The sequence below is a fragment of the Acidimicrobiia bacterium genome (genome assembly GCA_041393965.1).
In the GTDB taxonomy this organism is placed as follows: domain Bacteria; phylum Actinomycetota; class Acidimicrobiia; order Spongiisociales; family UBA5794; genus UBA5794.
The window spans coordinates 54,629-78,386 of record JAWKJB010000001.1 but is presented as its reverse complement, the minus strand read 5'-3'; the positions used below and the strand labels follow the sequence as shown (position 1 = coordinate 78,386).

Annotated in this window: 22 protein-coding genes; 17 read left to right on the top strand and 5 right to left on the bottom strand. The window is 63.8% G+C overall.

Features of this window, described 5'->3' with window-relative positions:
• Positions 1-5: 5 nt before the first annotated feature.
• The 7 genes from tsaE (at position 6) to groL (ending at position 5,772) form a co-directional block, all read left to right on the top strand.
• Positions 6-452: a tRNA (adenosine(37)-N6)-threonylcarbamoyltransferase complex ATPase subunit type 1 TsaE gene (tsaE, locus tag R2823_00395; GenBank protein ID MEZ5174654.1), complete on the top strand. Its 447-nt coding sequence runs from the start codon at positions 6-8 to the stop codon at positions 450-452.
• Positions 449-1,159, top strand: coding sequence for a tRNA (adenosine(37)-N6)-threonylcarbamoyltransferase complex dimerization subunit type 1 TsaB (gene tsaB / locus R2823_00390; GenBank protein ID MEZ5174653.1), 711 nt, complete (start codon positions 449-451; stop codon positions 1,157-1,159). The genes tsaE and tsaB overlap by 4 nt, the downstream gene beginning before the upstream one ends.
• A gap of 16 nt (positions 1,160-1,175) precedes the next feature.
• Positions 1,176-1,655 (top strand): ribosomal protein S18-alanine N-acetyltransferase, encoded by a 480-nt coding sequence (rimI, locus tag R2823_00385; GenBank protein MEZ5174652.1) that lies wholly within the window; start codon positions 1,176-1,178, stop codon positions 1,653-1,655.
• Positions 1,652-2,665, top strand: coding sequence for a tRNA (adenosine(37)-N6)-threonylcarbamoyltransferase complex transferase subunit TsaD (tsaD, locus tag R2823_00380; protein ID MEZ5174651.1), 1,014 nt, complete (start codon positions 1,652-1,654; stop codon positions 2,663-2,665). The genes rimI and tsaD overlap by 4 nt, the downstream gene beginning before the upstream one ends.
• A gap of 41 nt (positions 2,666-2,706) precedes the next feature.
• Positions 2,707-3,726, top strand: a complete 1,020-nt coding sequence (locus R2823_00375; protein MEZ5174650.1) for a M50 family metallopeptidase — start codon at positions 2,707-2,709, stop codon at positions 3,724-3,726.
• A gap of 111 nt (positions 3,727-3,837) precedes the next feature.
• Positions 3,838-4,125, top strand: coding sequence for a co-chaperone GroES (gene groES / locus R2823_00370; protein ID MEZ5174649.1), 288 nt, complete (start codon positions 3,838-3,840; stop codon positions 4,123-4,125).
• 9 nt (positions 4,126-4,134) lie between these two features.
• The gene (gene groL / locus R2823_00365; GenBank protein ID MEZ5174648.1) at positions 4,135-5,772 is read left to right on the top strand and encodes a chaperonin GroEL; all 1,638 of its coding nucleotides are present in this window, start codon (positions 4,135-4,137) and stop codon (positions 5,770-5,772) included.
• A gap of 94 nt (positions 5,773-5,866) precedes the next feature.
• Here groL and R2823_00360 read toward each other — a convergent pair whose 3' ends face one another.
• Together R2823_00360 and R2823_00355 are read right to left on the bottom strand one after the other, a co-directional pair.
• The gene (locus R2823_00360) at positions 5,867-6,256 is read right to left on the bottom strand and encodes a DoxX family protein (protein ID MEZ5174647.1); all 390 of its coding nucleotides are present in this window, start codon (positions 6,254-6,256) and stop codon (positions 5,867-5,869) included.
• 93 nt (positions 6,257-6,349) lie between these two features.
• Positions 6,350-6,949, bottom strand: a complete 600-nt coding sequence (locus R2823_00355; protein MEZ5174646.1) for a GNAT family protein — start codon at positions 6,947-6,949, stop codon at positions 6,350-6,352.
• A gap of 32 nt (positions 6,950-6,981) precedes the next feature.
• Between R2823_00355 and R2823_00350 the strand changes: the two genes are divergently transcribed.
• Together R2823_00350 and R2823_00345 are read left to right on the top strand one after the other, a co-directional pair.
• On the top strand, positions 6,982-7,530 hold the full coding sequence (locus R2823_00350; GenBank protein MEZ5174645.1) for a CoA pyrophosphatase: 549 nt from the start codon (positions 6,982-6,984) through the stop codon (positions 7,528-7,530).
• Positions 7,531-8,931: a pyridoxal-dependent decarboxylase gene (locus tag R2823_00345; protein MEZ5174644.1), complete on the top strand. Its 1,401-nt coding sequence runs from the start codon at positions 7,531-7,533 to the stop codon at positions 8,929-8,931. It abuts the gene before it with no gap.
• A gap of 76 nt (positions 8,932-9,007) precedes the next feature.
• Here the strand turns inward: R2823_00345 and R2823_00340 are convergent, their stop codons facing one another.
• Positions 9,008-9,742 carry a hypothetical protein gene (locus R2823_00340; protein ID MEZ5174643.1) on the bottom strand — a complete coding sequence of 245 codons (735 nt, stop codon included), beginning with the start codon at positions 9,740-9,742 and terminating at the stop codon, positions 9,008-9,010.
• Positions 9,743-9,832: 90 nt separating this feature from the next.
• Positions 9,833-11,404 carry a citramalate synthase gene (gene cimA / locus R2823_00335; GenBank protein ID MEZ5174642.1) on the bottom strand — a complete coding sequence of 524 codons (1,572 nt, stop codon included), beginning with the start codon at positions 11,402-11,404 and terminating at the stop codon, positions 9,833-9,835.
• Positions 11,405-11,584: 180 nt separating this feature from the next.
• Between cimA and trpS the strand changes: the two genes are divergently transcribed.
• The 5 genes from trpS (at position 11,585) to pcrA (ending at position 20,266) form a co-directional block, all read left to right on the top strand.
• Positions 11,585-12,607, top strand: a complete 1,023-nt coding sequence (gene trpS / locus R2823_00330; GenBank protein ID MEZ5174641.1) for a tryptophan--tRNA ligase — start codon at positions 11,585-11,587, stop codon at positions 12,605-12,607.
• Positions 12,608-12,695: 88 nt separating this feature from the next.
• Positions 12,696-13,853, top strand: a complete 1,158-nt coding sequence (locus R2823_00325) for a GuaB3 family IMP dehydrogenase-related protein (protein ID MEZ5174640.1) — start codon at positions 12,696-12,698, stop codon at positions 13,851-13,853.
• Positions 13,853-15,412 carry a glutamine-hydrolyzing GMP synthase gene (guaA, locus tag R2823_00320; GenBank protein MEZ5174639.1) on the top strand — a complete coding sequence of 520 codons (1,560 nt, stop codon included), beginning with the start codon at positions 13,853-13,855 and terminating at the stop codon, positions 15,410-15,412. The genes R2823_00325 and guaA overlap by 1 nt, the downstream gene beginning before the upstream one ends.
• 119 nt (positions 15,413-15,531) lie before the next feature.
• Positions 15,532-18,033 carry a response regulator gene (locus tag R2823_00315; protein ID MEZ5174638.1) on the top strand — a complete coding sequence of 834 codons (2,502 nt, stop codon included), beginning with the start codon at positions 15,532-15,534 and terminating at the stop codon, positions 18,031-18,033.
• 49 nt (positions 18,034-18,082) lie between these two features.
• A complete protein-coding gene (pcrA, locus tag R2823_00310) occupies positions 18,083-20,266 on the top strand; it encodes a DNA helicase PcrA (GenBank protein ID MEZ5174637.1) in 2,184 nt (727 codons plus the stop codon).
• A 19-nt stretch (positions 20,267-20,285) separates the two neighbouring features.
• Here pcrA and R2823_00305 read toward each other — a convergent pair whose 3' ends face one another.
• The gene (locus R2823_00305; protein MEZ5174636.1) at positions 20,286-21,044 is read right to left on the bottom strand and encodes an ABC transporter permease; all 759 of its coding nucleotides are present in this window, start codon (positions 21,042-21,044) and stop codon (positions 20,286-20,288) included.
• A 70-nt stretch (positions 21,045-21,114) separates the two neighbouring features.
• On the opposite strand from R2823_00305, the gene R2823_00300 reads away from it, so the two are divergent.
• From R2823_00300 to sucD, 3 genes are read left to right on the top strand one after another with little or no spacing between them, the layout of a single operon-like run.
• Positions 21,115-21,546 (top strand): cobalamin B12-binding domain-containing protein, encoded by a 432-nt coding sequence (locus R2823_00300; protein MEZ5174635.1) that lies wholly within the window; start codon positions 21,115-21,117, stop codon positions 21,544-21,546.
• Entirely contained in the window at positions 21,543-22,766 is a 1,224-nt protein-coding gene (gene sucC / locus R2823_00295; GenBank protein ID MEZ5174634.1) for an ADP-forming succinate--CoA ligase subunit beta, read from the top strand. Before R2823_00300 ends, sucC begins: the two co-directional genes overlap by 4 nt.
• The gene (gene sucD / locus R2823_00290; GenBank protein MEZ5174633.1) at positions 22,763-23,686 is read left to right on the top strand and encodes a succinate--CoA ligase subunit alpha; all 924 of its coding nucleotides are present in this window, start codon (positions 22,763-22,765) and stop codon (positions 23,684-23,686) included. The genes sucC and sucD overlap by 4 nt, the downstream gene beginning before the upstream one ends.
• Positions 23,687-23,758 lie beyond the last annotated feature (72 nt).

The window sequence follows — 23,758 nt, the reverse complement described above, 5'->3', positions numbered from 1 at the left end:
TGCCCATGTCCGTCATCACCTCACGCCCGGACGAGACGATGGCCCTCGGTCGCAAGCTCGCCCCGCTCCTCACGGCAGGCGATGTTGTGGTTCTATCGGGCCGGTTGGGATGTGGCAAGACACTGTTCGTTGCAGGGATTGCCGAGGGTCTCGGGATCACGAAACCGGTCACGAGCCCGACTTTTCTGATCGCACGGACCTACGACGAGGGTTTCCTTCCGATGATCCATGTCGATGTGTACCGGCTTGGTTCGATCAGCGAATTCGAGGATCTCGCCCTCGTCGATCGCGGCTATCGAGGCGTGATCGTGATCGAGTGGGGAGAGGCTGTTGCTGAGGTCCTTCCGTCGAGCAGACTCACGGTTGCGTTCGAAATGGAAGGCGACCAGCGGACGATCTCGTTCGTTCCTGCGGGGACCTGGTGTGATCGTGATCTGGGAGTTCTGGCATGAGGATCCTTGCGATTGAATCCGCGACCCCTGCATCGTCGGTAGCGATCGGCGAGGGTGCCGATCTTCGCGGTCAGGCGGTCAATGTCGATTCGAGGGGCCATGTCGGGTTCCTGCTGCCTGCGATCGATTTCTGCCTTTCGCAGGCGGGGTGGACCCCTTCCGACATCGACCTCGTTGCAGTCGATGTCGGTCCCGGGCCGTATACGGGGCTCAGGGCCGGGGTTGCGACAGCACAGGCGTTCGCGGCGGCGGTCGGGGCGCAGATGGCTCCGGTGTCGTCACTGACGGCGATCTCGCTTCGTGCTGCGACCGGACATCGGCGCATCTGGCCCGTCGTCGACATGCGCCGCGGCCAGGTTGCGGTGGCACCGTACCGGCCGCTGCCAGGCGGTGTGGCTCCCGACGGGGAGCCCGAGGTGGTGGATCCAGAGGACTTCAAGGCGATCCTCGAGTCCGAAGCGGGGGATTCGCTCGTCGTCGGCGACTGGCAAGTGCTTCCCGACCAGACATGGACCGGACTTCATCGGGTCAGGAGAGGTCGACCACGGTACCCGTCAGCAGAGACCCTCCTTGAGATCGCTGACCTGTACCAGCAGCGCGACAACCTGCGGTCTGCCGCCGACATCCGACCCGTGTACATGCGCGAACCCGATGTCGAGATCAACTGGCAGGCCTTTCGGTCCGAGGGTGCGTGGCCCGATGCCTGAGTTCACGATCCGTACGATGAGCAGAGCGGACATTCCGGCCGTCGCGAGTCTCGAAGCCGAGATCTACCCGACGCCGTGGGCGCCACGCGTCTTTTTCGACGAACTCGCGCTCGACAACCGCAGCTATGTCGTCGTCGAGGGACCGCCGGGTATCGTCGGATACGGGGGCTTGTTGATCGTCGAGGAGGACGCCCATGTCACCACGGTTGCCGTCGCGCCCGAGCACCGCGGATCCCGCCTCGGTGTGCGCTTGATGCTTGCGCTCGTCGACGAGGCACTGGGGCGCGGGGCTCGACACCTGACGCTTGAGGTCAGGGTCTCGAATCGGTCGGCCCAGGGCCTGTATGAGCGCTTCGGGTTCAATCCCGTCGGGCGCCGGAAGAACTACTACGCCGACGAAGATGCCCTTGTCATGTGGGCGACGGACATCGACACGCCCGAATATGGTGACCTGATCGGGGACCTTCGCGCCGAGCTGGGTGGAGGCTCAGCATGAGCGGCCCTCTCGTGTTGGGGATCGAGACGAGCTGTGACGAGACGGGGGTAGCCGTACTCGAAGGTCGTTCCATCCGCAGCAGCGTGCTCGCGAGCCAGGTCGATGAGCACGCGCGTTTCGGCGGTGTCGTGCCCGAAGTCGCCGCTCGGGCACATGTGGAGGCGATCCGGCCCCTCGTCCATCAGGCGCTGACCCGTGCCGGTGTCCACCCCGAGCAGCTCGACGCCGTGTCCGCCACGAGGGGTCCCGGCCTTGTCGGGGCTCTGTCGGTCGGATACGCGTACGGCAAGTCCCTCGCCTACTCCCTCGGTGTGCCCTTGTTCGGTATCGATCACATGGAGGGCCATCTGTTCGCCCCGAGACTGTCGTTCGAGGGCTACCAGCCACCCGCGGTCGTGCTGCTCGCGAGCGGCGGGCACAGCCAGATCGTCCATGTCAGGGCATGGGGTGACTACGAGATCATGGGGGGCACCATCGATGACGCGGCGGGCGAGGCGTTTGACAAGCTTGCACGGTTCATTGGGCTCGGCTTCCCCGGCGGCCCCGCAATCGATGTCGATTCCAGCGACGGTGATCCCGACGCGATCGACTTCCCACGGGCACTCAGCGACCGCCCGTTCGACTTTTCCTTCTCGGGTCTCAAGACCGCCGTGATCACCTATCTCGAGAAGGCGAAAGATCGGGGTGAGTTACCCCCGCGTCCCGATGTGTCGGCGTCGATCCAAGAGGCGATCGTCGATGTGCTCGTCGACAAGACCTTCAATGCCGTTGAGGCAGCCGGTGTCGAGACGATCGGGGCAGGCGGTGGCGTCCTCGCAAACCGGAGACTGCGCGAAAAACTCGCCGCTGAAGCCGATCGCCGTGGTGTTGGACTGTTCGTGCCCGACGCTCACCTGTGTACCGACAACGGCGCGATGATCGCGTGCATCGGGGTGGATCGGATCGCGGACGGAGCCGAGCCCGACTCGTTCGACCTCGATGTCGACCCCGGGCTCGGGCTCGGCACATGAACGGAGGGGTCCTCCTTGGGAGTGTGAGGGGGATCCGCATCGTGGCGGACCCATCGGCCTCGGTCTTCGCCCTGTTGTTCGGTTCTGCGGTCCTTATGGACCTGATCGGACGCGACCTGACTCCTTCGAATGAACGGGCCCTCGTGCTTGCCGTCCTCGCTGCCGTCCTGATGGTCGTTTCGGTGCTGGTCCACGAACTTGCCCATGCCTTCATGGCCTTCAGGAACGGCCTTCGCGTGCTGCGCATCAGGCTGATGATGTACGGCGGATACTCGGTGATCGAAGGGATACCACTCCCCATGACCGAGTTCCGAATCGCCGCGGCCGGCCCTCTCACATCGATCGGCCTCGGGTTCCTTTTCTGGCTCATTCATTTCATCGAACCGTCCGGAGGCATCGGTGCGGTCGCCCGCGCGCTCGCGCTCGGCAACCTCGCCATCGGGGTCTTCAACCTGTTTCCCGGCTTTCCCCTCGACGGAGGCCGGGTCCTACGCGGGCTCCTGTCGGCACGCGGTGTCGACGCCGTTGTGGCGACGAGAACAGTCGCCCAGATCGGGCGATACACCGGCTGGGGAGTTGTGGCCGTGGGCCTGATCTTGATCGTCCTTCGTGAACCCTTCGGCCTGTTCTGGGTCATCGCGGGCTGGTTCCTCGCCGCCACGGCGTGGCAGGCGGGTCGACGCGAGGAGATGGCCGCCGCCTACGCAGGGCAAACGGCGGGTTCGGTGATGCGCCCCGTTGCGGCCGCGGTACCCGGATCGATGAAGATATCGACGATGGTTGAGGAGTTCGGAATGGGCGCCGCAATGCGATCTGAACCCGTCGAGATCGATGGGCGCGTCGTTGGCATCATCGGATTCGAGGAGATCGATGCTGCCTCGCCGGCCCAGTGGGTCTCGACATCGGTCGCGCGGCTGATGACGAAGATCGGCCCGGACGATGTCGTCGCCAAGGACGAGCCGCTCCAAACCATCGTCTTGCACCGAATCGGTCAGAGGCGCCGACTCATTGTCACCGACGGCGGCACGGTGGTCGGCATCATCGACTCGCTCGGAACCTGAGCTGACGGGGCGCAGATTCACGGCAAGCTCGGTTAGCAGTCAGATCCGGAGACTGCTATTCTTGGCACTCGTAAGCACCGACTGCTAACTCGAGGCGAAGGAGAGAGTCGGATGAAACTGGCACCTTTGGGCGACCGCATCGTGGTCAAGCCCCAGGACGAAGCAGAGGTCACCACATCGGGTGGTCTCGTCATCCCTGACACGGCAAAGGAGAAGCCCCAACTGGGTGAAGTTCTCGCCGTTGGACCGGGGGAATTCAAGGACGGAGAACGCGTTCCCGTCGATGTGAAGGTTGGCGATGTCGTCTTCTACTCGAAGTATGGCGGCACCGAAGTCAAGCACGACGGCCAGGACCTGCTGATCCTGTCAAGCCGCGATGTGCTCGCGATTCTGGGCTAGGAGGTCACGATGGCAGCCAAAGAGATCCATTTCAACGATGAGGCCCGCAGGGGTCTCCAAAAGGGAGTCGACACGCTCGCGGACACCGTCAGGGTGACCCTCGGCCCCAAGGGCCGTAATGTTGTACTCGAGAAGAAGTGGGGTTCTCCCACGATCACAAACGATGGTGTCACCATCGCAAAGGAGATCGAACTCGAGGACCCGTTCGAGAACATGGGCGCGCAGCTCGCGAAGGAAGTCGCGAACAAGACCAACGATGTGGCGGGTGACGGAACCACAACGGCAACGGTGCTCGCCCAGACGATGGTGACGGACGGCTTGCGCCTCGTCGCGGCCGGAGCGAATCCGATGGAGATGCGCCGCGGCATCGAAGAGGCCGTGAACGCGGTGGTCGAATCGATCGCGAACCTGTCCACGAAGGTGAGCTCGGACGATCGTGACGACATCGCGTATGTCGCTGCGAACTCGGCCGCCGATGACACGATCGGTGAGAACATCGCGGATGCCATGCGGAAGGTCGGCAACGAAGGTGTCATCACCGTCGAGGACAGCCAGACCTTCGGCGTCGATCTTGAGTTCACCGAGGGGATGCAGTTCGACAAGGGCTACATCTCGCCGTACTTCATCACGGACGCAGATCGCCAAGAGGCGGTGCTCGAGGATCCATACATCCTCGTCGCGAACCAGAAGGTCGGCTCGGTGCAGGACCTTGTCCCCGTTCTTGAGAAGGTGATGCAGACCGGCAAGCCGGTCCTCCTGATCGCTGAAGATGTCGAAGGGGAGGCGCTCGCCACCCTCGTCGTCAACAAGATCCGCGGCACCTTCAACTCGGTCGCCGTCAAGGCCCCTGGGTTCGGGGAGCGTCGCAAGGCGCAGCTCCAGGACATCGCCATCCTCACGGGTGCAACGGTCATCTCCGAAGAGGTCGGGCTCAAGCTCGACGGCACCACGCTCGACATGCTGGGGACGGCCCGCAAGGTCGTCGTCACCAAGGACAACACGACCATTGTGGAAGGTGCAGGCTCAAGCACCGATGTGGCGGCTCGTGTCAAGCAGATCCGTCAGGAGATCGAGAACTCGGACTCCGACTGGGATCGGGAGAAGCTCGCCGAGCGTCTCGCGAAGCTCAGCGGCGGTGTTGCTGTCATCAAGGTCGGTGCCGCAACCGAGGTCGAGCTCAAGGAGAAGAAGCATCGCATCGAGGACGCCATTCAGGCGACGCGTGCCGCTGTCGAAGAGGGCATCGTCCCCGGTGGCGGTGTTGCGCTGCTCCGCAGCCAGGCGGCCGTGGACAAGCTGCGCGGCAAGTCCGACGACTGGAAGGCGGGCCGTCAGATCGTGCGGCGTGCACTCGAATCGCCGATCCGCCAGATCGCGGTCAACGCGGGCTACGAGGGCGGCGTTGTCGTGAACAAGGTGCAAAACGAGTACTCCGGCAATGTGGGCTTCAACGCCCAGACCGGCGAGTACGAGGATCTCCTCAAGTCCGGCATCATCGATCCGGCGAAGGTGACCCGTTCGACCCTCCAGAACGCCGCATCGATTGCGGCGCTGGTGATCACGACCGAGGCGCTCGTCGCAGAGAAGAAGGAGGATGCCCCTCCGATGCCGGGCGGCCATGACCACGGCGGAGGGATGGACTTCTAGTCCCTCCGACCGAGAAGTGACAAGGGAGGCCCGAAAGGGCCTCCCTTGTTTTCGTTCGTGGCCGTCCCCAGCTGGTCACCCTCCGCTCTTGCCCTCAGCTCTTGGCGGTGATCGGGGCGACTCTCGTGCGACCGTAGACGATGATGCCAAGCAGGACGGCGATGAGCACATTCTGGGCGATCGAGGTTGGTTCGGAGCGGGTTGCGTGCCACACCATTGCGCCAACCATGACGGTGATGAGGCCGAGCGCCGCGTACACGGTCAACTCGGGTCGGATGCGGGTCACGCTCGGGAGGATCAACCCGAGACCCCCGAGGATTTCGACGACGCCGACGATCGCGTGCATCGTGTCGCTGAGCTCGTACATCCATTCCATCGGTCCTGGCAGCCCGTCCGGCACCACAAAGTGGATGATGCCGACGAAGACGAAGTAGATGCCGAGTCCGATCTGGAGCACCCACAGTGCCGTGTTCTTCCAACTCATGAATCATCTCCCTTGGAGTCCACGAGATGGAATGTAGCGGATGCAAGGGGACCCACGATGCGCCGGAATTCGCCGGTGTGCCACCGAGGAGAGCTAGAGGTAGGTCTCTTCGGCTCCGCGTGCGGAGGGTCGGTGTGCCCATTCGTTGTGGAGCAGGGACCAGCTGGAGTGATCCACCCATGTGGGGCCGATCTTGACCTCGTCACGCAGGATGCCCTCGTAGGTGAACCCGAGCTTGGCCGCCATTCGCTCCGATGCGGCGTTGCCAACGGCGATGCGAAGGACCAGTTTGTGCATGCCGAGTTCCTCGAACCCGACGCCGAGTGCCACCGCGGCCGCCTCGGTACCGTACCCGCGGCCGGTCTCACCGGACCGGATCCAATAACCGATCTCGCCGGTGCGGTTCTGATGCGAGGTCGGCCAGATCGAGACATTGCCGAGGTGTCGATCCAGGTCCGGCATCGCCCTGATCGCGAAGTCGAATGCCCGCCCCTCTGCCCACGAGGCGACCGATTCCCTGATGAAACGCTGGGCGAAGCCCCGGTCATAACCGTGGATCCACGGGAGCCATGGCTGGAGCTCGGTGCGTGATGCCTCCACGGCTTCGTGGAAGGAACTTGCGTCCCGCCTGCGGAACGGCCGAAGCATGAGGCGCTTCGTGTATCGGGGGTTGCTGTCGACCTTGTTCGCCATCGCGGAAAGCCTATCGGGATATGCTCCGCTCAATGGATAAGTGGTCGTCGTTTCGGAACCTGAACGCGGTTGTCGATCCACCCGGATCGGAGGCGGCAGTGCTCGTTGCGCTATATGCCGATGCCAACGACGACATCCGCATCGTTCTGACGAAGCGTCCAGACGACATGCCGACCCATCCCGGGGATGTCGTGTTTCCCGGCGGACATCGAGAAGGTGGTGAGGAACCGATCTCGACGGCCACGAGAGAGGCGTGGGAGGAGATCGGTCTACCACCGGAGAACATTATCGAGGTATTCGGCGGACTCGACCCGGTCACGACGAGGGATCGTGACAAGCCGATCGTCCCGGTCGTGGTGCGGATCGAGCGTCCCACCGACTTCGTTGTTGATCCCAAAGAGGTCGATGTCGTCATCGAACCGACGATTGCCGAGCTCCTCGACGAGGACTCGTGGACGATCAGGCCGTGGTTCGGCTACCCGCTGTGGTTCTACGAATTCGACGAGGGCATCCTTTGGGGCGCGACCGCCTTCATGGTGAGAAACCTCCTCGAAGTGGTGCGCTCGAACGGGGAGGGCTGAATGGGGCCCGACCACATGACCTGGGAGGAGTTCCGCCGTCACGGGCACGAAGCGATTGATTGGGTTGCCGACTATCTCGAGACGGTCGGTGAACGCCCCGTGTTCTCGACGGTCGAACCCGGGGCCGTGGCCCGATCGATTCCCGACACGCCACCTCGGGAGGGCGAACCGTTCGAGGCGCTCCTCGCAGATCTCGACGACATCGTGGTTCCTGGCATCACACACTGGCAGTCACCGAACTGGTTCGCCTACTTCCCGGCGAACACTTCGCCACCGTCGGTTCTCGCTGAGGTGGTGACATCGGGCCTTGGCGTGCAGGGCATGTTGTGGTCCACTTCCCCTGCGGCGACCGAGATCGAATCGAAGGTGCTCGACTGGCTCATCGACATGATGGGCCTCCCCGATGCGTGGCGGTCGGATGGGCCCGGTGGGGGAGTGATCCAGATGAGTGCATCGGATTCGACCCACACGGCACTTGTCGTTGCCCGACACCGCAACCGGGAACGCGCCAGCGCGCAGAACATGGTTGTGTATGCATCGACGCAGGCGCACTCGTCGGTGGTCAAGGGATGCACGGTTGCCGGGATCGGTCATGCTCGCGGTGTTGCCGTCGATGAGCATTGGGCCGTTCGGTCCGATGCCCTCAGCGCAGCGATCGACGAGGACCTCGAAGCCGGGCTGCTTCCCATCGCTGTCGTTTCCTCGGTCGGGACGACCGCAACGACGGCGGTCGATCCGATCGCCCGCATCGCAGCGATCGCACAGGCCAACGCACTGTGGCACCATGTCGATGCCGCCTATGCGGGGACGGCGATGGTGTGCGACGAGTTCCGGCACCACATCGCAGGAGTCGACAAGGTGGACAGCTACACCTTCAATCCGCACAAGTGGATGATGGTGAACTTCGACTGCAATGTGCTGTGGGTCGCCGATCGGGCCCCGTTGATCGACACACTTTCGATCCTGCCTCCCTACCTCCGCAATGCCGCGACGGAATCAGGCGCGGTGATCGACTATCGGGACTGGCATGTGCCCCTTGGACGCCGTTTCCGGGCACTGAAGCTGTGGTGGGTGCTTCGCAGCTATGGGGTGGAGGGAATCCAACAGTTGGTAAGGAACCATGTCGCTTTGGCAGACGCGCTTGCCGCGAGGATCGTTGGAGACGACCGTTTCGACCTGTTCGCACCGCACCCGTTCGGCCTCGTGTGCTTCACCCATCGGGACGGGAACGCGGCGACTTCCGATCTCGCAGCCGCGCTCAACGCCTCGGGCAGGGTGGCGGTGACGCCATCTGAGCTCGACGGTACCACCTTCATCCGAGTCTCGGTCGGCCAGACATGGACCGCTCATGAGCACATCGATGCGCTGTGGGATCTCATCGACGAGCTGGCGAACCCGTAGCGCTCCCAAAGAGTTCGATCGAACAACAGGAAAGGGGCCCGGGAAGGGCCCCTCTCCTGGTCGCGGACCTGGTCTGCTAGACGGTTGCGTCCTGCGGAACCCAGGCCTCGGGGACGGTCGCCGGGACGACATCGTCCTTGCCGCGGGCGACCCAGATCATGCCGAGCCCGATGAACCCGAAGGTCAAACCGAGTCCGAACAGCAGGGCGGTCACGCCGAGGCCGAGCTGGAGCGTGGATGCCGTGACGGTCCCAACGCCGAGCTCACCGTAGAGCGCATGTGCGGTTCCTGACCATGCTTGGCTGCGAGCCGGTCCCTCGAGCGGGTGGCTGCGATCGAAGTCGGTCCAGTAGCCGCCGAGACCCGCCGCAACGCGTTCTGGGGTCCCAACTTCGTGGATGACAACCTCATAGCTGCCAGCCGGGAAGGTTTCGCCGTTGTATTCGACGGTCTCGTCGAGCACCACTGTCTGGGTGCCATGCAAGGTGTGATAGCCGATTGTGGCCATCTGGTACATGTACTCGGTCGCGGTGTTGACGAGCGGGTCGTTCGGGTCGAAGTCCGCCTCGCGAACCGGGTAGTTCCAGTCCTCGACGAGGACCTTCATGATCGCTTCGGCGCCCTCGGTGGAACCCCGATCGATGAGTTGGCCATCGTCGTTGTATGACAGCGTCACATTCTGCGCTTCGCTGAACGCCTGGAGCGAGTCGTATCCCGCTTGCACCTGCATGTAGGCGTAACCGCCCCCAAACAGGAACAGGACTCCGATGACCGCAACGATGATCCCGAGTGTGCGGAGTCGAGTGAGCATTTCCGTTCCCTTCTCTCGTGGAATCAGTTGTGAACTAATTCACAATCGCTTGTGATTCCTTTCACAAACTACCACAGGAAGGGTGTTGGTTCAAGTCCTTTCGCGATGTCGAAGCAAGCCGACGATGAGCCCGTCCGATACGGCGGTCCATGATGCGTCGATGATGTTCTGGTGCACCCCGACGCTGCCCCATGTGGATTCCGCATCGGTGTGCTCGGTGAGAACCCGGACCCTTGCGCTCGTGCCGTCGGAGCTGTCGAGGTCCCGAACCCGATAATCCGTGAGCTTGATCTCATCGACATGCGGGTATCGCTCAACGAGCCCGGCGCGCAGGGCTCGGTCGAGTGCTGACACGGGCCCATCCCCTTCGCGGGTCGATACGATCCGCTCACCGTCCACCACGAGCTTGACGGTTGCCTCCGCGACGACCTCGCCGTCTCGATGCTCGACGAAGACGCGGTACGACTCGAGCGTGTAGAAGTCCTGATCCCATCCGGCCGCTTCGCGGGCGACGAGCTCGAACGAGCCGTCTGCGGCCTCGTAGGTGTACCCGAAGTGTTCGCGCTCCTTGATGCGGTCGATGACCCGTTGCGCCGTTGCGCCGTCGAGGTCGAGCCCGCTCTCGCGCGCCTTTGCGACGACGGTGGACCGACCGGCAAGCTCCGACACGACCATCCGCGTGGCGTTCCCGACGCGGGTCGGGGAGAGGTGCTCGTATGCGTCCGGCCTTCGTGCCATCGCCGATGTGTGAAGTCCTGCCTTGTGGGTGAACGCCGACGCGCCGACATACGGCAGGTGGGGATCGAGCGTGAGGTTGATGACATCGGCAATGTGGTGGGAGACGCCCGTGAGCCTCTCGAGGCGATCGGAAGGGACCGTTTCGTAGCCCATCTTGAGGCTCAGGTTTGGGATGACTGAGCACAGGTCGGCATTGCCGGTGCGTTCCCCGTAGCCGTTGATGCAGCCCTGGACCTGGCGCACACCGGTCGCAACGGCGGTAAGCGAGTTGCCGACGGCGAGGCCGGAGTCGTTGTGGAAATGGCAGCCAAAGGTACCGTCCGGGATGGCGTCGGTGACCTGACCGATGATCCGGCCGACCTCGTCGCTGAGGAATCCGCCGTTCGTGTCGCACATGACAAGCCGCGTCGCCCCGGCGTCGTGGGCTGCTCTGAGGACCGCGACGGCGAATCCGGGATTTGCCCGATAGCCATCGAAGAAGTGCTCCGCGTCGAAGAACACATCACGGCCATGCGACCGGCAGAATGCGACCGTGTCCGCAACCATCGCGATGGCTTCGTCGAGGCTCGTGCGGAGCGCGTGCTCGACATGGTAGTCCCATGCCTTTCCGACGAGGCACACCGCTGATGTATCAGCGGCAAGGAGGTTGGCGACCTGTTCGTCGTCTTGCACCGCGACGCCAGCGTGCCGGGTCGATCCGAAAGCCACCAGGGTGGCATGGCTCATCGTGAGCTCGGTCTTCGCCCGCTCGAAGAACTCGTCTTCCTTTGGGTTCGCTCCGGGCCACCCCCCTTCCACATAGGCGACACCGAGGTCGTCGAGAAGCGCGCAGATCCGGAGCTTGTCAGTCGGGGTCAGCGAGATGCCCTCCTGCTGGATTCCGTCTCGCAGGGTCGTGTCGTAGATCTCAACGGATCGGGTCATGGTGTTCTCCAACGAAAGAACCCCCCGGGATCGGAGGGCTCGTCAGCGCACACGCCGTCGACGCGTGCGCCTACATAATGATTGTCGTGGTCGCTTGCCTGGTCATGAGGACGCGAGTATGGACGGTTTCGGTCGCAAGGTCAATACGGCGGCTGCCACGGTGCGTCTATCCTCGACATCTTGCGAAGGCAGGGCAAGGAGCACCTCGTGAACGATGGGTCGAAACAGCGGATCTTTTCGGGTGTTCAGCCGACCGGAGAGCCACACCTCGGCAACTACCTTGGAGCGTTTCGGCATTGGGCCCGACTCCAGGACCATTACGACGCGGTGTATTGCATCGTCGATCTCCACGCCATGACCGTCGACTACGACCCGGCCGAGCTCGAACGGGCACGGGTGGACATGGCACGGGTCCTGCTCGCGCTCGGCATCGACCCCGATCGTTCGCTGCTTTACACCCAGAGCCAGGTCGGCGCGCATGCCGAGTTGGCGTGGATCCTCGGCACGCTGATGCCGATGGGTGTCCTCAACCGTATGACCCAGTACAAGGACAAGACGGCAGCAGGTCACGCCTCAAATCTCGGCCTGTACTCGTATCCGGTGCTGATGGCCGCAGACATCCTGCTGTACCGAGCCAACCTCGTCCCCGTCGGGGACGATCAGCGACAGCACCTCGAGACCACGCGGGATCTTGCTCAGCGCTTCAACAACCGATTCGGGGAGCTCTTTCCGATCCCGGACCCGTACATCCCTGACACCTCGGCGCGGGTGATGTCCCTCACGGACCCAACGGCGAAGATGTCCAAGTCGGATAGCCAGCCGAAGGCATCGATCTCGGTCCTCGACGATCCATCCGTGATCGCCAAACGCATCAAGGGGGCCGTCACCGACAGCGACCCCGAGGTGCGCTACGACACCGAAGACAAGCCCGGCATCTCGAACCTGCTCGAAATCATGGCTGCATGCACCGACCGGACGATCGACGATCTCGTCGACGAATACGGCGCAGGCGGCTACGGGCGCTTCAAGGAGGCCGTCGCCGGCGCCGTCGTCGCCGAACTGGCACCAATCAAGGCCGCGTACAACGCCCTCACGGTCGCAGATGTCCGCGAAGTGCTCCACACCTCGGGCGAACGGGCCCGCGAACTCGCCGTTCCGTACCAGCGCGAAGTCCGCGCCGCCGTCGGGCTCAGGGAGTACTGAGAGACATCTCGGGGCGCCGAAGCGTCAACTGGCAACCGACGGAGAACGGGTAGCCTGCGGGTGCTGGCACCAACCGGAGGTTGTTTCCGTGGAAGTCGAGATCGGTATTGCAAAGTCGGGCCGCCGCGCCTGGGGATTCGACGACATCGCGATCGTTCCATCCCGACGGACCCGTGACCCTGAAGATGTCGACCTGTCATGGGAGCTCGACGCGTTCACCTTCCGGCTTCCGATGATGGCGTCGGGCATGGACTCGGCAGTGACGCCTGCGACTGCTATCGAGATCGGAAGGCTCGGCGGTCTTGGCTGCCTGAACCTCGAAGGCCTCTGGGCCCGCTACGAGGACCCGATCCCCGTCTATGACGAGATCGCCGAACTCTCGAAGGAGAAGGCGACCCGGCGGATGCAGGAGCTGTACGCGGAACCGGTCAAACCCGAACTGATCACCCAGCGTGTCGCCGAGGTCAAAGCTGCCGGAGTCACGACCTGCGGGAGCCTTACGCCACAGAATGTCGCACGCTACATCGACCACGCCAAGCGTGGTGGCCTCGATGTGCTCGTCATCCAGGGAACCGTTGTGTCCGCGGAGCATGTGAGCTCGCGAAGCGAGCCACTCGACCTGTTCGCCTTCATCCGAGAGGTCGACATGCCGGTCATCGTCGGTGGCTGTGCATCGTACTCGGGCGCACTCCACCTGATGCGAACGGGAGCGATCGGTGTGCTCGTCGGCGTCGGTCCCGGTGCTGCCTGTACGACAAGGGGCGTCCTCGGGATCGGCGTCCCTCAAGCCACGGCGATTGCCGATGCCGCAGGCGCCCGTACCTCGTACCTCGAAGAAACCGGCCGATATGTGCATGTGATCGCTGACGGGGGCATGCGAACCGGGGGCGATGTGGCCAAAGCGATCGCCTGCGGCGCCGACGCCGTCATGCTCGGTTCCCCGATCGCTGCCAGTGCCGAGTCGCCGTCGGGCGGATACCACTGGGGCATGGCCACTTTCCATCCCACCCTCCCAAGGGGATCACGGGTCGAGACGGGGATTCTCGGCACCCTCGAGGAGATCCTCGTTGGTCCCGCCCACGACAACGACGGTCGCCGAAATCTCTTTGGCGGCCTTCGCGGTTCGATGGCCACGACCGGCTATGCGTCGGTCAAGGAGTTCCAGAGGGCCGAGGTGATGGTCGCTCCGGCTCTCCAGACGGAGGGGAAGGCGCTCCAACGCTCCCAGGGTGTGGGGATGGGTTGATGGCGGCCACCGGCCATGCGTCGACCGGTGACTTCGACCGCGTCCTCGTCGTCGACTTCGGTGCCCAATACGCACAGCTGATCGCTCGCAGGGTGCGCGAGGCACAGGTCTTTTCCGAGATCGTTCCGAGGGAGATCACGGCGACCGAGGTCAGGGAGATGGCGCCGGTCGGGATCATCTTGTCCGGTGGGCCGGCATCGGTACATGCCGAGGACGCCTACGGCATCGATACGGACATCTTCAACCTCGGGATCCCTGTGCTTGGCATCTGCTACGGCCATCAGCTCATGGCAGCGTCCCTCGGCGGAACCGTTGCGTCGACGGGCACTTCCGAGTTCGGCCCTGCGACGCTCACCGTCGTCGATCACGGGGAGCTCTTCGAAGGGCTCCCGGGACGACAGACCGTCTGGATGAGCCACAACGATGCCGTTACGGTCGCGCCGGACGGTTTTGGGACCACGGCATCCACACCGGGCGCTGCCGTCGCGGCGATGGAGGACCGGGACCGGCTCCTGTACGGCGTGCAGTTCCACCCAGAGGTCGTCCACAGTGAGCATGGGCAGCCGATTCTTGAGCGCTTCCTCTCCGAGGCATGCAGGGCACGCCGGACCTGGACGAACGCAAGCATCATCGACCAGAGTGTTGAGGCCATCCGCGCCGCCGTCGGTGACGGGATCGCGATCTGCGGACTCTCCGGTGGTGTGGATTCATCGGTGGCGGCAGCCCTCGTCCAGCGGGCGATCGGTGATCAGCTTGTGTGCGTGTTCGTCGATCACGGCCTCATGCGCAAGGACGAAGGTGCCCAGGTCGAGTCGACCTTCCGTGACCACTTCCAGATGAACCTCATCCATGTCAAGGCGCAGGACCGGTTCTTCGATGCGCTTGCAGGGGTGACGGACCCTGAGGAGAAGCGCAAGATCATCGGGGAGACCTTCATTCGGGTCTTCGAGGAGGTCGCGGCCGGGATCGAGGGCGCCGACCACCTCGTTCAAGGGACGCTGTATCCCGATGTCATCGAATCGGGCACGAAGGACGCTGCCAAGATCAAGAGCCACCACAATGTGGGTGGCCTTCCCGACGAGATGCACTTCGACCTGATCGAGCCACTGCGAGACCTTTTCAAGGACGAGGTGCGCAGCGTCGGAGAGGAGCTCGGCCTTCCCGACGAAATCGTGTGGCGCCAACCGTTCCCGGGGCCGGGGCTCGCGGTCCGGATCATCGGTGACATCACACCCGAGCGGGTCGAGATCCTCAAGGCCGCTGATGCCATTGTGGTCGACGAGATCAGGTCTGCGGGCCTCTATCGGGAGATCTGGCAGTCCTTCGGCGTCCTGCCAGCCATCAGGAGCGTCGGTGTTCAAGGTGACGGCCGCACCTATGCCTACCCGCTGATCGTGAGGGCGGTCACCTCCGATGACGCCATGACCGCTGATTGGGCGAGGCTCCCGTACGACCTCCTCGCCCGCATCTCGTCGCGGGTGATCAACGAGGTTCCCGGTATCAACCGGGTTGCGTACGACATCTCGAGCAAACCGCCGTCGACGATCGAATGGGAGTGAGGGCGGCCGTTCCTGACGGTCGATCACCGCTGGACTTCACGCTTCCGTTTCCATAAAGCCCGGCGTGTAGCCATCCGATAGAGCACAGGTAGAACCGATGCGGCAACGCAGGGACTTTCATGGCTGTGCAGAACGACCCCGATCTCGACACGCTGTTCCGTGAGGAGCTGACCGAACGATCAGCCTCCCTCGCGGACGGCGCCGCGGCGATCATCGCCGGGACCGTCGATCATGATCTCGCTGCCACGATGGTGAGGGAAGGGCACACCATCAAGGGAACCGGAAGGGTCATGGGTCACGAAGCCATCGCACGCGGTGGTGAGGTCTGCGAGGTGGTGTGGCGATGGATCCAGCACGATGAGCTGCAGCCAACCGCCATGCTCGGAAGGGCACTGTCATACCTCGGGGACGCGCTGCCCGCTGCACTCGACGGACCGAGCGATGAGATCTCAGGAGCGATCGACGCGATCCGAACCCTCGTCGCGGATCCGGCCCGTCTCGCTGAGCTGCCTGAGCCCGTCGACGATGTCCGAGTCGAGCTGCGCCCTGCCCCCGCATCGGCTCCCGAGCCGACGCTCAAGGCGGTTGAGCCTCCCGACGAGCTTCCGCACGATGTGGGACCGGCCGTCGAGGCGATCGCGCCCGATCCCGTCCCGGAGCCCGTCCCACAGCCTGACCCGGAGCCTGACCCGGAGCCTGTTCGCGAAACCCGCGTGGTGACCCAGGAACCCACGACACGGGCGCCATCGGATGAGATCGTCATTGACACCTACGCGGTGCCGACCGGCCCGCTCGTGTTCGAGCCCGGTCCTGACGGGCGCCTCGACGCGTCGACCATCACCCTTGACCTCATCAAGTCTGCCTTCGAAGGCGGATCGGGCCCCTCGGCGGCTCCGACGCATCGCCCACAGCCCGATGCGTCGGCCGCCGGGGTCGGTCCCGGCAGCGAGTTCATCGACATCTCCATCGGTGAGATCGAAGGCTCGGTCCTCGACGCCGAGTACGGTCCGGCGTTCGGCCTCGGTGGCCTTGCTGGCGTGGTCGAGACATGGGCGGCAGAGGAATCCGTTCCGGTCAACGCGGGTCGCCTCTTCCGCCTGATCAACGATGTCGCGGCGCTCCGGATGGACATGCAGTCGTTGTCAACCTTCGCCGGTCAGGTCCTTCGCTCAGCCGAGGCACGATCCATCCCTTCTGCGGAGGCAGCCCTCGAATCGATCGAGACGGTTCGGCGTGAAGCGGTTGAGTTGCAGGAGCGAGCCCTCGGCCTTACGGCAGTGTCACTGAGTGCGCTGACCTCGACGCTTCCGCAACTGATGAAGTACATCTCGAAGAAGTGTGACAAGGTCGTCGACCTCGTCGTCGAAGGAGACGAGGCCGTCGTCGACCGCCAGATGATTGATCGCATCGGAGAGGTCATCCGCCAGCTTGTGATCAACGCCGTGGTCCACGGCATCGAGACACCCGCCGATCGTGTCAAGGCAGGCAAGGCAGAAACGGGCAAGGTCTCGGTGCGGATCGCGACCGACGAGCAGCATGTGACGATCGAAGTCGCAGACGACGGTGGTGGGATCGACTGGACCGCCGTTCGCGAAACGGCACTCGGACGGGGAATCCTCAAAGGCGACCCGTCGAACGAGGACCTTCGCACGGCGCTGTTCTCGGAGAACTTCTCAACCAATCCGCGGTCCTCGGAGTTCACCGCCGACGGCGACGGCCTCTCGAGGATCTCCCAGATCGTGGAGGAGGTGTATGGCTCGCTGACGATGTCGACATCGCCAGAGGGTGTCGTCTTCACGATCACGATGCCCGCCCACCGAGCGTTGCAGCGTGCATTGCTCTTCCACGCAGGGGAACGCTCGTGGGGACTCCCGGAGTCGACGATCCTCGCCCAGTTCGAGGTCGGCGAAGTCGACATCGAAGTATCCGAGCGAGGATCGATGATCAGATACGACAAGGAATCGATCCCATACGCATCGTTCGCGACCGCAGCTGGCCTCGAGATCGAGGGGATGCCTGCCTCGATCCTCGTGATCCAGAGCCCGGTCGGGCCTATGGCGCTGTCCGTCGACAGCATCCAAGGCGTGTACGAAGTGGCGACGAAGGACCTCGGACCATTGCTGTCGGGGGCCACGGTCGTAACCGGTGTCGCCCTTCTGGGCGGAGATGACACCGTGCTCCTCGTCGACGCGGGGCGTCTCGCGTCGAATCTGCGAAACGATGACACTCCTCGCGGTCCGGTGAGTACCGTGCTCGTCGTCGACGACAGTCAGGGTGTGCGTCAGGTCGTGTCAGGTGTCCTCGCCTCCCACGGGTTTGCGACTCTGTCGGCGGGGAGCGTCGCCGAAGCCCTCGGCGTCCTCGCCGAAAGCCGGGTCGATGGCCTCGTCGTTGACTTCTCGATGCCGCGAGCCGACGGTGTAGCGCTGATCCACCTCGTCCGGCAGCGGTACGGCGAGATCCCGATCATCATGCTGTCGGGTGTTGCCTCCGATGAGGACCGCGACCGTGCCGAGCGTGCGGGGGCCAACGCGTTCTTCGACAAGTCGGACTTCGCGCGCGGCGCGCTCGTCGAGACCCTCAGTGAGCTGATCCGGGAAAAGGCAGACGCCGGGGCATAGGCGGGAGCACCCCAGCAGGCAAAGGCTGGCTCTCTCGTACACTCGGCGGGTGACCGAATCTCCGCTGTTTGCCGATCTGAACCCGACCCAGCGCGAGGCTGTGGCAGCCACGGAGGGCCCCGTCCTCGTGATCGCGGGGGCAGGGTCCGGCAAGACGAGGGTGTTGACGGTTCGGATCGCTCATCTCATCCGCGATCTCGGCGTTTCCCCGTACGACATCCTCGCGATCACCTTCACGAACAAGGCCGCTGGCGAGATGAAGGAGCGGGTTGCTGACCTCGTTGGAGCCATCGCGCGCAACATGTGGGTGTCGACCTTCCACTCGGCGTGTGTACGCATCCTGCGCCAGGACATCCACCGGTTCGGTTACCGATCGTCGTTCTCGATCTACGACGAGGCAGACTCGGTTCGGCTGATCACGATGTGCATCAAGGATCTCGATCTCGACAGCAAGCGGTTCCCTCCGCGCCAGATCAAGGCGGCGATCTCGAAGGCCAAGAACGAGCTCATCGACCACGAGACCTTCGCACGGGAAAACGCCGGCTACTTCCACGAGAAGGTTGCTGACATCTACCGCCTCTACCAGCAGCGCCTGGTCGAGGCTTCCGCAGTCGACTTCGACGACATCCTCAAGCTGACGGTCGAGTTGCTCCAGGCCTTTCCCGATGCCCTCGAACGGTGGCAGACCAAGTTCCGTTACATCCTCGTGGATGAGTACCAGGACACGAATCACGCCCAGTATGTCTTGGTGAAGATGCTTGCCGCGAAGCACCGGAATGTGTGCGTGGTTGGGGACTCGGACCAGTCCATCTACGCCTTCCGCGGGGCCGACATGCGCAACATCATGGCTTTCGAGAAGGACTACCCCGACGCCCGCCTCGTCGTCCTCGAACAGAACTATCGCTCGACGCAGACCATCCTCGACGCGGCGAATGCCGTGATTGTCAACAACACGACCCGCCAACCGAAGAAGCTGTGGACCGACACCGGCGCCGGTGACCCGATCGTCGTGTTCGAGGCACAGGACGAACACGAAGAGGCCGCCTTCGTCGCTGAGGAGATTGCCCGTCTCGGGGATCTCGGTGTGGGGCTGAGCGACATTGCCGTGTTCTACCGGACGAATGCTCAGTCTCGCGTCATCGAGGAGCTGTTCGTCCGCTTCGGTGTCCACTATCAGGTGATCGGTGGTCTCAAGTACTACGACCGCAAGGAGGTCAAGGATGCCCTTGCGTACCTCAGGGCCGTGGTCAACCCCGACGATGAGGTCGCCCTCAAGCGGATTGTCAATGTTCCGAAGCGCAGTATCGGTGACACTTCGATTGCGCATCTCGACCGGTTCGCGCAGCGCGAGGGCATTTCGTTCATGGATGCACTCCGACGGGTTTCCGACAACGAGCAGCTCACCGACCGTGCCGTGCGTTCGATCCGGGGCTTCGTGTCGCTGATGGACGGGTTGGCGGAACGGGCGGTGCTCGGGCCGAGCGCGGCGGTGGAAGCGGTGCTGACCGACACCGGATACCTCGATTCGATCAGGGAGGAACGAACGATCGAGGCGATGGGGCGCGAGGAGAACCTCAAGGAGCTGCTCACCGCCGCAGCCGAATTCGAGGAAGCCGGACCCGCGTCGGTCGGTCCCGGCGACTGGGCGGCACTCGACGGTACCGGGAAGCTTGAGATGTTCCTCGAGGCGATCAGCCTCGTCGCGGACGCCGATGCCGAAATCGACTCGTCAACGGTCACGCTCATGACGCTGCACAACGCGAAGGGTCTCGAGTTCCCAACCGTCTTCCTGACCGGCCTCGAGGACGGGGTGTTCCCGCACATGCGGTCCCTCGGTGATCCGCGCGAGCTCGAGGAGGAACGCCGGCTCTGCTATGTCGGGATCACGAGGGCCGAACGGCGGCTCTATCTCACCCGCGCGTGGAGCAGGCATGTGTGGGGGGCGAACAACTTCAACGGTCCCAGCCGTTTCCTCGCCGAGATCCCTGAACATCTGACCCGTTCCGCGAAGCGGACCCGGCGGTCATCGACGATGGAGTCGCGGAAACCGACCGCGACGGTGACCGATGCCGATATCGAGGCAGGCGACCGGGTGCGTCACTCCCACTGGGGGGAAGGGATCGTTCGGGACATCGTTGGCGCAGGGGACAGGGCAGAAGCCGTCGTCGTCTTCGATGGGCCCGGCATGAAGCGGCTCCTTCTCGCATGGGCACCCCTCGAAAAGGTCGGCTGAGGTTGTTCGAGGTCGCGTGTCACGCAACGAGCCGCTGATCGGGGGTGAAGAACGCTCGTGCCGTCATCACGGCGATCACCGCGCACGATACGGCGACCGTACCAAGGACGAGCAGCATGACGACGAGCTGGATCACGACGGCGTCGATCGGGTCCACCCCTGCGATCAGGAGCCCAGCCATTGCACCGGGGAGCGCGACGAGCCCAACTGCCTTCGTTCGTTCGATGTGAGGAAGCAGGGCAACCCGGGCTGCCTCGCGGACAACGAACCGGGCCGCCTGTCGTGCGTCGAGCCCGAGTGCGAGGAGCCCCTCGACCCGCGCTGCGTCGTCGACGAGCCGGACTCGAACCTGGTCCGCGGCAACGACCGTTCCGGTCAGAGCGTTCCCGATCGTGATCCCGGCAACGACGATGACCTGGATCGGCTCGAACGGCAAGACATTGAAGCCGAACACCACAATCAGGGACAGCGCAGTCGCCGAACCGATCGCGATGACACCGGCGCCGAACACCGACCACGAACCGGCCCGCCGCGCCGTGACCCCTCCCGCGATCGCCACCATCGCGACAACCCATATGCCAGCGAGCACGGCCTCCCAGCGAGTACCGAGGATGAACACGAGCAGGTAGCCGACGACACCGAGCTGGACAGCAGCTCGAATCGACGCCCAGACGATCGACCGTTCGATCCCGAGGCGCAACACGAGCGAGATCACCACCGCGACCGCGATCAGGGTGAGCGACGCTCCAAGGACAAGGACCGAATCGAGACCGTCCATGGGTCGATGCTAGAGCCGGGCGACTGGCACGGCAGAAGGTGGGCCATGCAGGGCAACTACCATCGAGCAGATGCCGATCAGGATCCTCATCGCGAAGCCGGGGCTCGACGGTCATGATCGCGGTGCGAAGGTCGTTGCCCGCGCGCTGCGTGACGCCGGATACGAGGTGATCTACACAGGGCTGCACCAGACTCCTGCCACGATCGCCACGATTGCGGTCCAGGAGGATGTCGACGGTGTCGGCCTCTCCGCGCTGTCGGGAGCGCACACAACCCTGTTCCCGAGCGTCGTTACCGAATTGGAGCGCCGCGGTGCCGCCGATGTGATCGTGTTCGGTGGCGGCATCATCCCCGATGCCGACATCCCAGGGCTCGAAGCTGCGGGCATCGCGAAGATCTTCGGGCCGGGAACATCGCTCGACACGATCCAATCTTGGGTGAGGGCGACCTTTCCCGACGACTCGACGCGACCGGACACCGACACCATCGAGGAGAATCCGTGAAGATCCATGAGTATCAGGCAAAGGAGTTGATGCGCGGAGCGGGCATCCCGGTTCCTGAGGGCATCATGGTGACCGACCCCGACGAAGCGGGGCGCGCAGCAGCCTCGCTTGTCTCACAGACCGGGAATCCGGTGGTTGTCGTCAAGTCCCAGATTCATGCGGGCGGCAGGGGGAAGGGACGGTTCAAGGAACACCCGGAGCTCGGTGGGGTCACAGTCGTGCTCGACGGTATCGACGGGAGCACCGACGACACCACGGCACGGGTCGAAGAGCTCGCGTCGCAGATGCTCGGATCGACCCTCGTCACGGTCCAGACCGGGCCGGAGGGCAAGACCGTCAACCGCCTCTACATCGAGCAGGGTGTCGACATCGCGTCGGAGCTGTACTTGTCGGTGCTCCTCGACCGGTCGACGAGCCGGCTGATCGTGATGGCCTCAACGGAGGGGGGAACCGAGATCGAGGTGGTGGCCGCACAAACCCCCGACAAGATCCTCAGAGAGGAGATCGATCCGGCATTCGGGCTGCTCGATTTCCAGGCGGCGCACATCGCTGCAGGCCTTGGCCTCACGGGGCAGGCGGCGAGCAACGGCGCGTCGTTCCTCAAGACGCTGACAAGGCTTGCCGTCGACCTCGACACGGACCTCGTGGAGATCAACCCGCTCGTGGTCACCGGTGACGGCACCGTCATGGCCCTCGACGGCAAGATGTCGTTCGAGCCGAATGCGTTGTATCGCCATCCGGACATCGTCGACCTTCGCGACCCGACCGAGGAGGATTCCGCAGAGGCGCGTGCGAAGGAGTTCGGTCTCAGCTTCATCAAGCTTGACGGATCCATCGGCTGCATGGTCAACGGTGCCGGCCTCGCGATGGCAACGATGGACATCATCAAGTTCGTTGGTGGGGAACCTGCCAACTTCCTCGATGTCGGCGGAGGCGCCGACAAGGACCAGATAGCTGCTGCCTTCAAGATCATCACCGCCGACCCCAATGTGAAGGGGATCTTCGTCAACATTTTCGGAGGCATCATGCGGTGTGACACCATCGCGGAAGGAGTCGTCGCCGCTGTCGAGGAGGTCGGACTCGAAGTGCCGCTCGTGGTCAGGCTGGAAGGGACGAATGTCGATCTCGGGAAGCGCATCATCGACGATTCGGGACTCAATGTGGTCAGCGCCGAAGACATGAAGGACGGGGCGGTCAAGATCGTGGAGCTTGCGAAATGAGTGTGCTCGTCGACATCGAAACGAAGGTGCTTGTCCAGGGCCTCGGCAAGACGGGACGATTCCATACCGATAAGGCCATCGCTTACGGGACCAACATGGTCGGCGCGGTGCATCCTTCGCGTGCGAACCAAAGTGAGCGTTTCACCGGGGAAACGGACCACTCCGGTGTGCAGGGCAGGCCGGACGCCTACGATGTCGAGCTTCCGATCTTCGGTTCGGTGCGAGATGCCGTCGCCGACACGGGAGCGAACGCGACGGTTGTGTATGTTCCGCCACCGTTCGCGGCGGACGCGATCATGGAGGCGGCAGCGGCGGGAATCCCACTCATCATCTGTGTGACAGAGGGGATCCCGGTGATGGACATGGTGATGGCGAAGCGCTACCTCGAGGACAAGGATGTACGCCTCGTCGGACCGAACTGCCCCGGTGTCATCACCCCGCAGGAGTGCAAGATCGGCATCATGCCCGGCTACATCCACACGCCGGGCAGGATCGGCGTCGTTTCGAGGTCGGGGACGCTCACCTACGAGGCGGTCCATCAGCTGACGCTCAACGGGCTCGGCCAGACGACGGCGATCGGGATCGGTGGGGATCCGGTGAACGGGACGAACTTCGTCGATTGCCTCGAGCTGTTCAACGAGGACCCTGCCACCGAGGGCGTGATCATGATCGGTGAGATCGGCGGCACCGCAGAGGAGGAAGCAGCGGCGTGGATCAGCGTCAACATGACCAAGCCGGTCGCCGGTTTCATCGCGGGAACATCGGCCCCTCCGGGCAAACGCATGGGCCATGCCGGTGCCATCATCTCGGGAGGCAAGGGAACGGCGGAAGCCAAGATCGAAGCCCTCAACGCCGCAGGCGTCACCGTGGCCGCCACCCCGACCGACATGGGCGCCGCGATGCTCAGGGCGATGGGGTAGCCGCGTACCCAGGGTTCGCGTTCAACGAAAAGGTCAACTACAGCCCACAGAACGGTCCCTACGCAAGAGGGG

Excerpts from the sequence above, each read along its gene's own strand:
- tsaE (MEZ5174654.1), top strand. The coding sequence starts at position 6 with ATGTCCGTCATCACCTCACGCCCGGACGAGACGATGGCCCTCGGTCGC.
- R2823_00360 (MEZ5174647.1), bottom strand. The coding sequence starts at position 6,256 with ATGAGTTGGAAGAACACGGCACTGTGGGTGCTCCAGATCGGACTCGGC.
- R2823_00305 (MEZ5174636.1), bottom strand. The coding sequence starts at position 21,044 with ATGGACGGTCTCGATTCGGTCCTTGTCCTTGGAGCGTCGCTCACCCTG.
- groL (MEZ5174648.1), top strand. The coding sequence starts at position 4,135 with ATGGCAGCCAAAGAGATCCATTTCAACGATGAGGCCCGCAGGGGTCTC.
- cimA (MEZ5174642.1), bottom strand. The coding sequence starts at position 11,404 with ATGACCCGATCCGTTGAGATCTACGACACGACCCTGCGAGACGGAATC.
- sucD (MEZ5174633.1), top strand. The coding sequence starts at position 22,763 with ATGAGTGTGCTCGTCGACATCGAAACGAAGGTGCTTGTCCAGGGCCTC.
- R2823_00315 (MEZ5174638.1), top strand. The coding sequence starts at position 15,532 with ATGGCTGTGCAGAACGACCCCGATCTCGACACGCTGTTCCGTGAGGAG.
- rimI (MEZ5174652.1), top strand. The coding sequence starts at position 1,176 with ATGAGCAGAGCGGACATTCCGGCCGTCGCGAGTCTCGAAGCCGAGATC.
- R2823_00345 (MEZ5174644.1), top strand. The coding sequence starts at position 7,531 with ATGGGGCCCGACCACATGACCTGGGAGGAGTTCCGCCGTCACGGGCAC.
- R2823_00355 (MEZ5174646.1), bottom strand. The coding sequence starts at position 6,949 with ATGGCGAACAAGGTCGACAGCAACCCCCGATACACGAAGCGCCTCATG.
- R2823_00340 (MEZ5174643.1), bottom strand. The coding sequence starts at position 9,742 with ATGCTCACTCGACTCCGCACACTCGGGATCATCGTTGCGGTCATCGGA.
- tsaB (MEZ5174653.1), top strand. The coding sequence starts at position 449 with ATGAGGATCCTTGCGATTGAATCCGCGACCCCTGCATCGTCGGTAGCG.
- tsaD (MEZ5174651.1), top strand. The coding sequence starts at position 1,652 with ATGAGCGGCCCTCTCGTGTTGGGGATCGAGACGAGCTGTGACGAGACG.
- R2823_00300 (MEZ5174635.1), top strand. The coding sequence starts at position 21,115 with ATGCCGATCAGGATCCTCATCGCGAAGCCGGGGCTCGACGGTCATGAT.
- R2823_00350 (MEZ5174645.1), top strand. The coding sequence starts at position 6,982 with ATGGATAAGTGGTCGTCGTTTCGGAACCTGAACGCGGTTGTCGATCCA.
- guaA (MEZ5174639.1), top strand. The coding sequence starts at position 13,853 with ATGGCGGCCACCGGCCATGCGTCGACCGGTGACTTCGACCGCGTCCTC.
- groES (MEZ5174649.1), top strand. The coding sequence starts at position 3,838 with ATGAAACTGGCACCTTTGGGCGACCGCATCGTGGTCAAGCCCCAGGAC.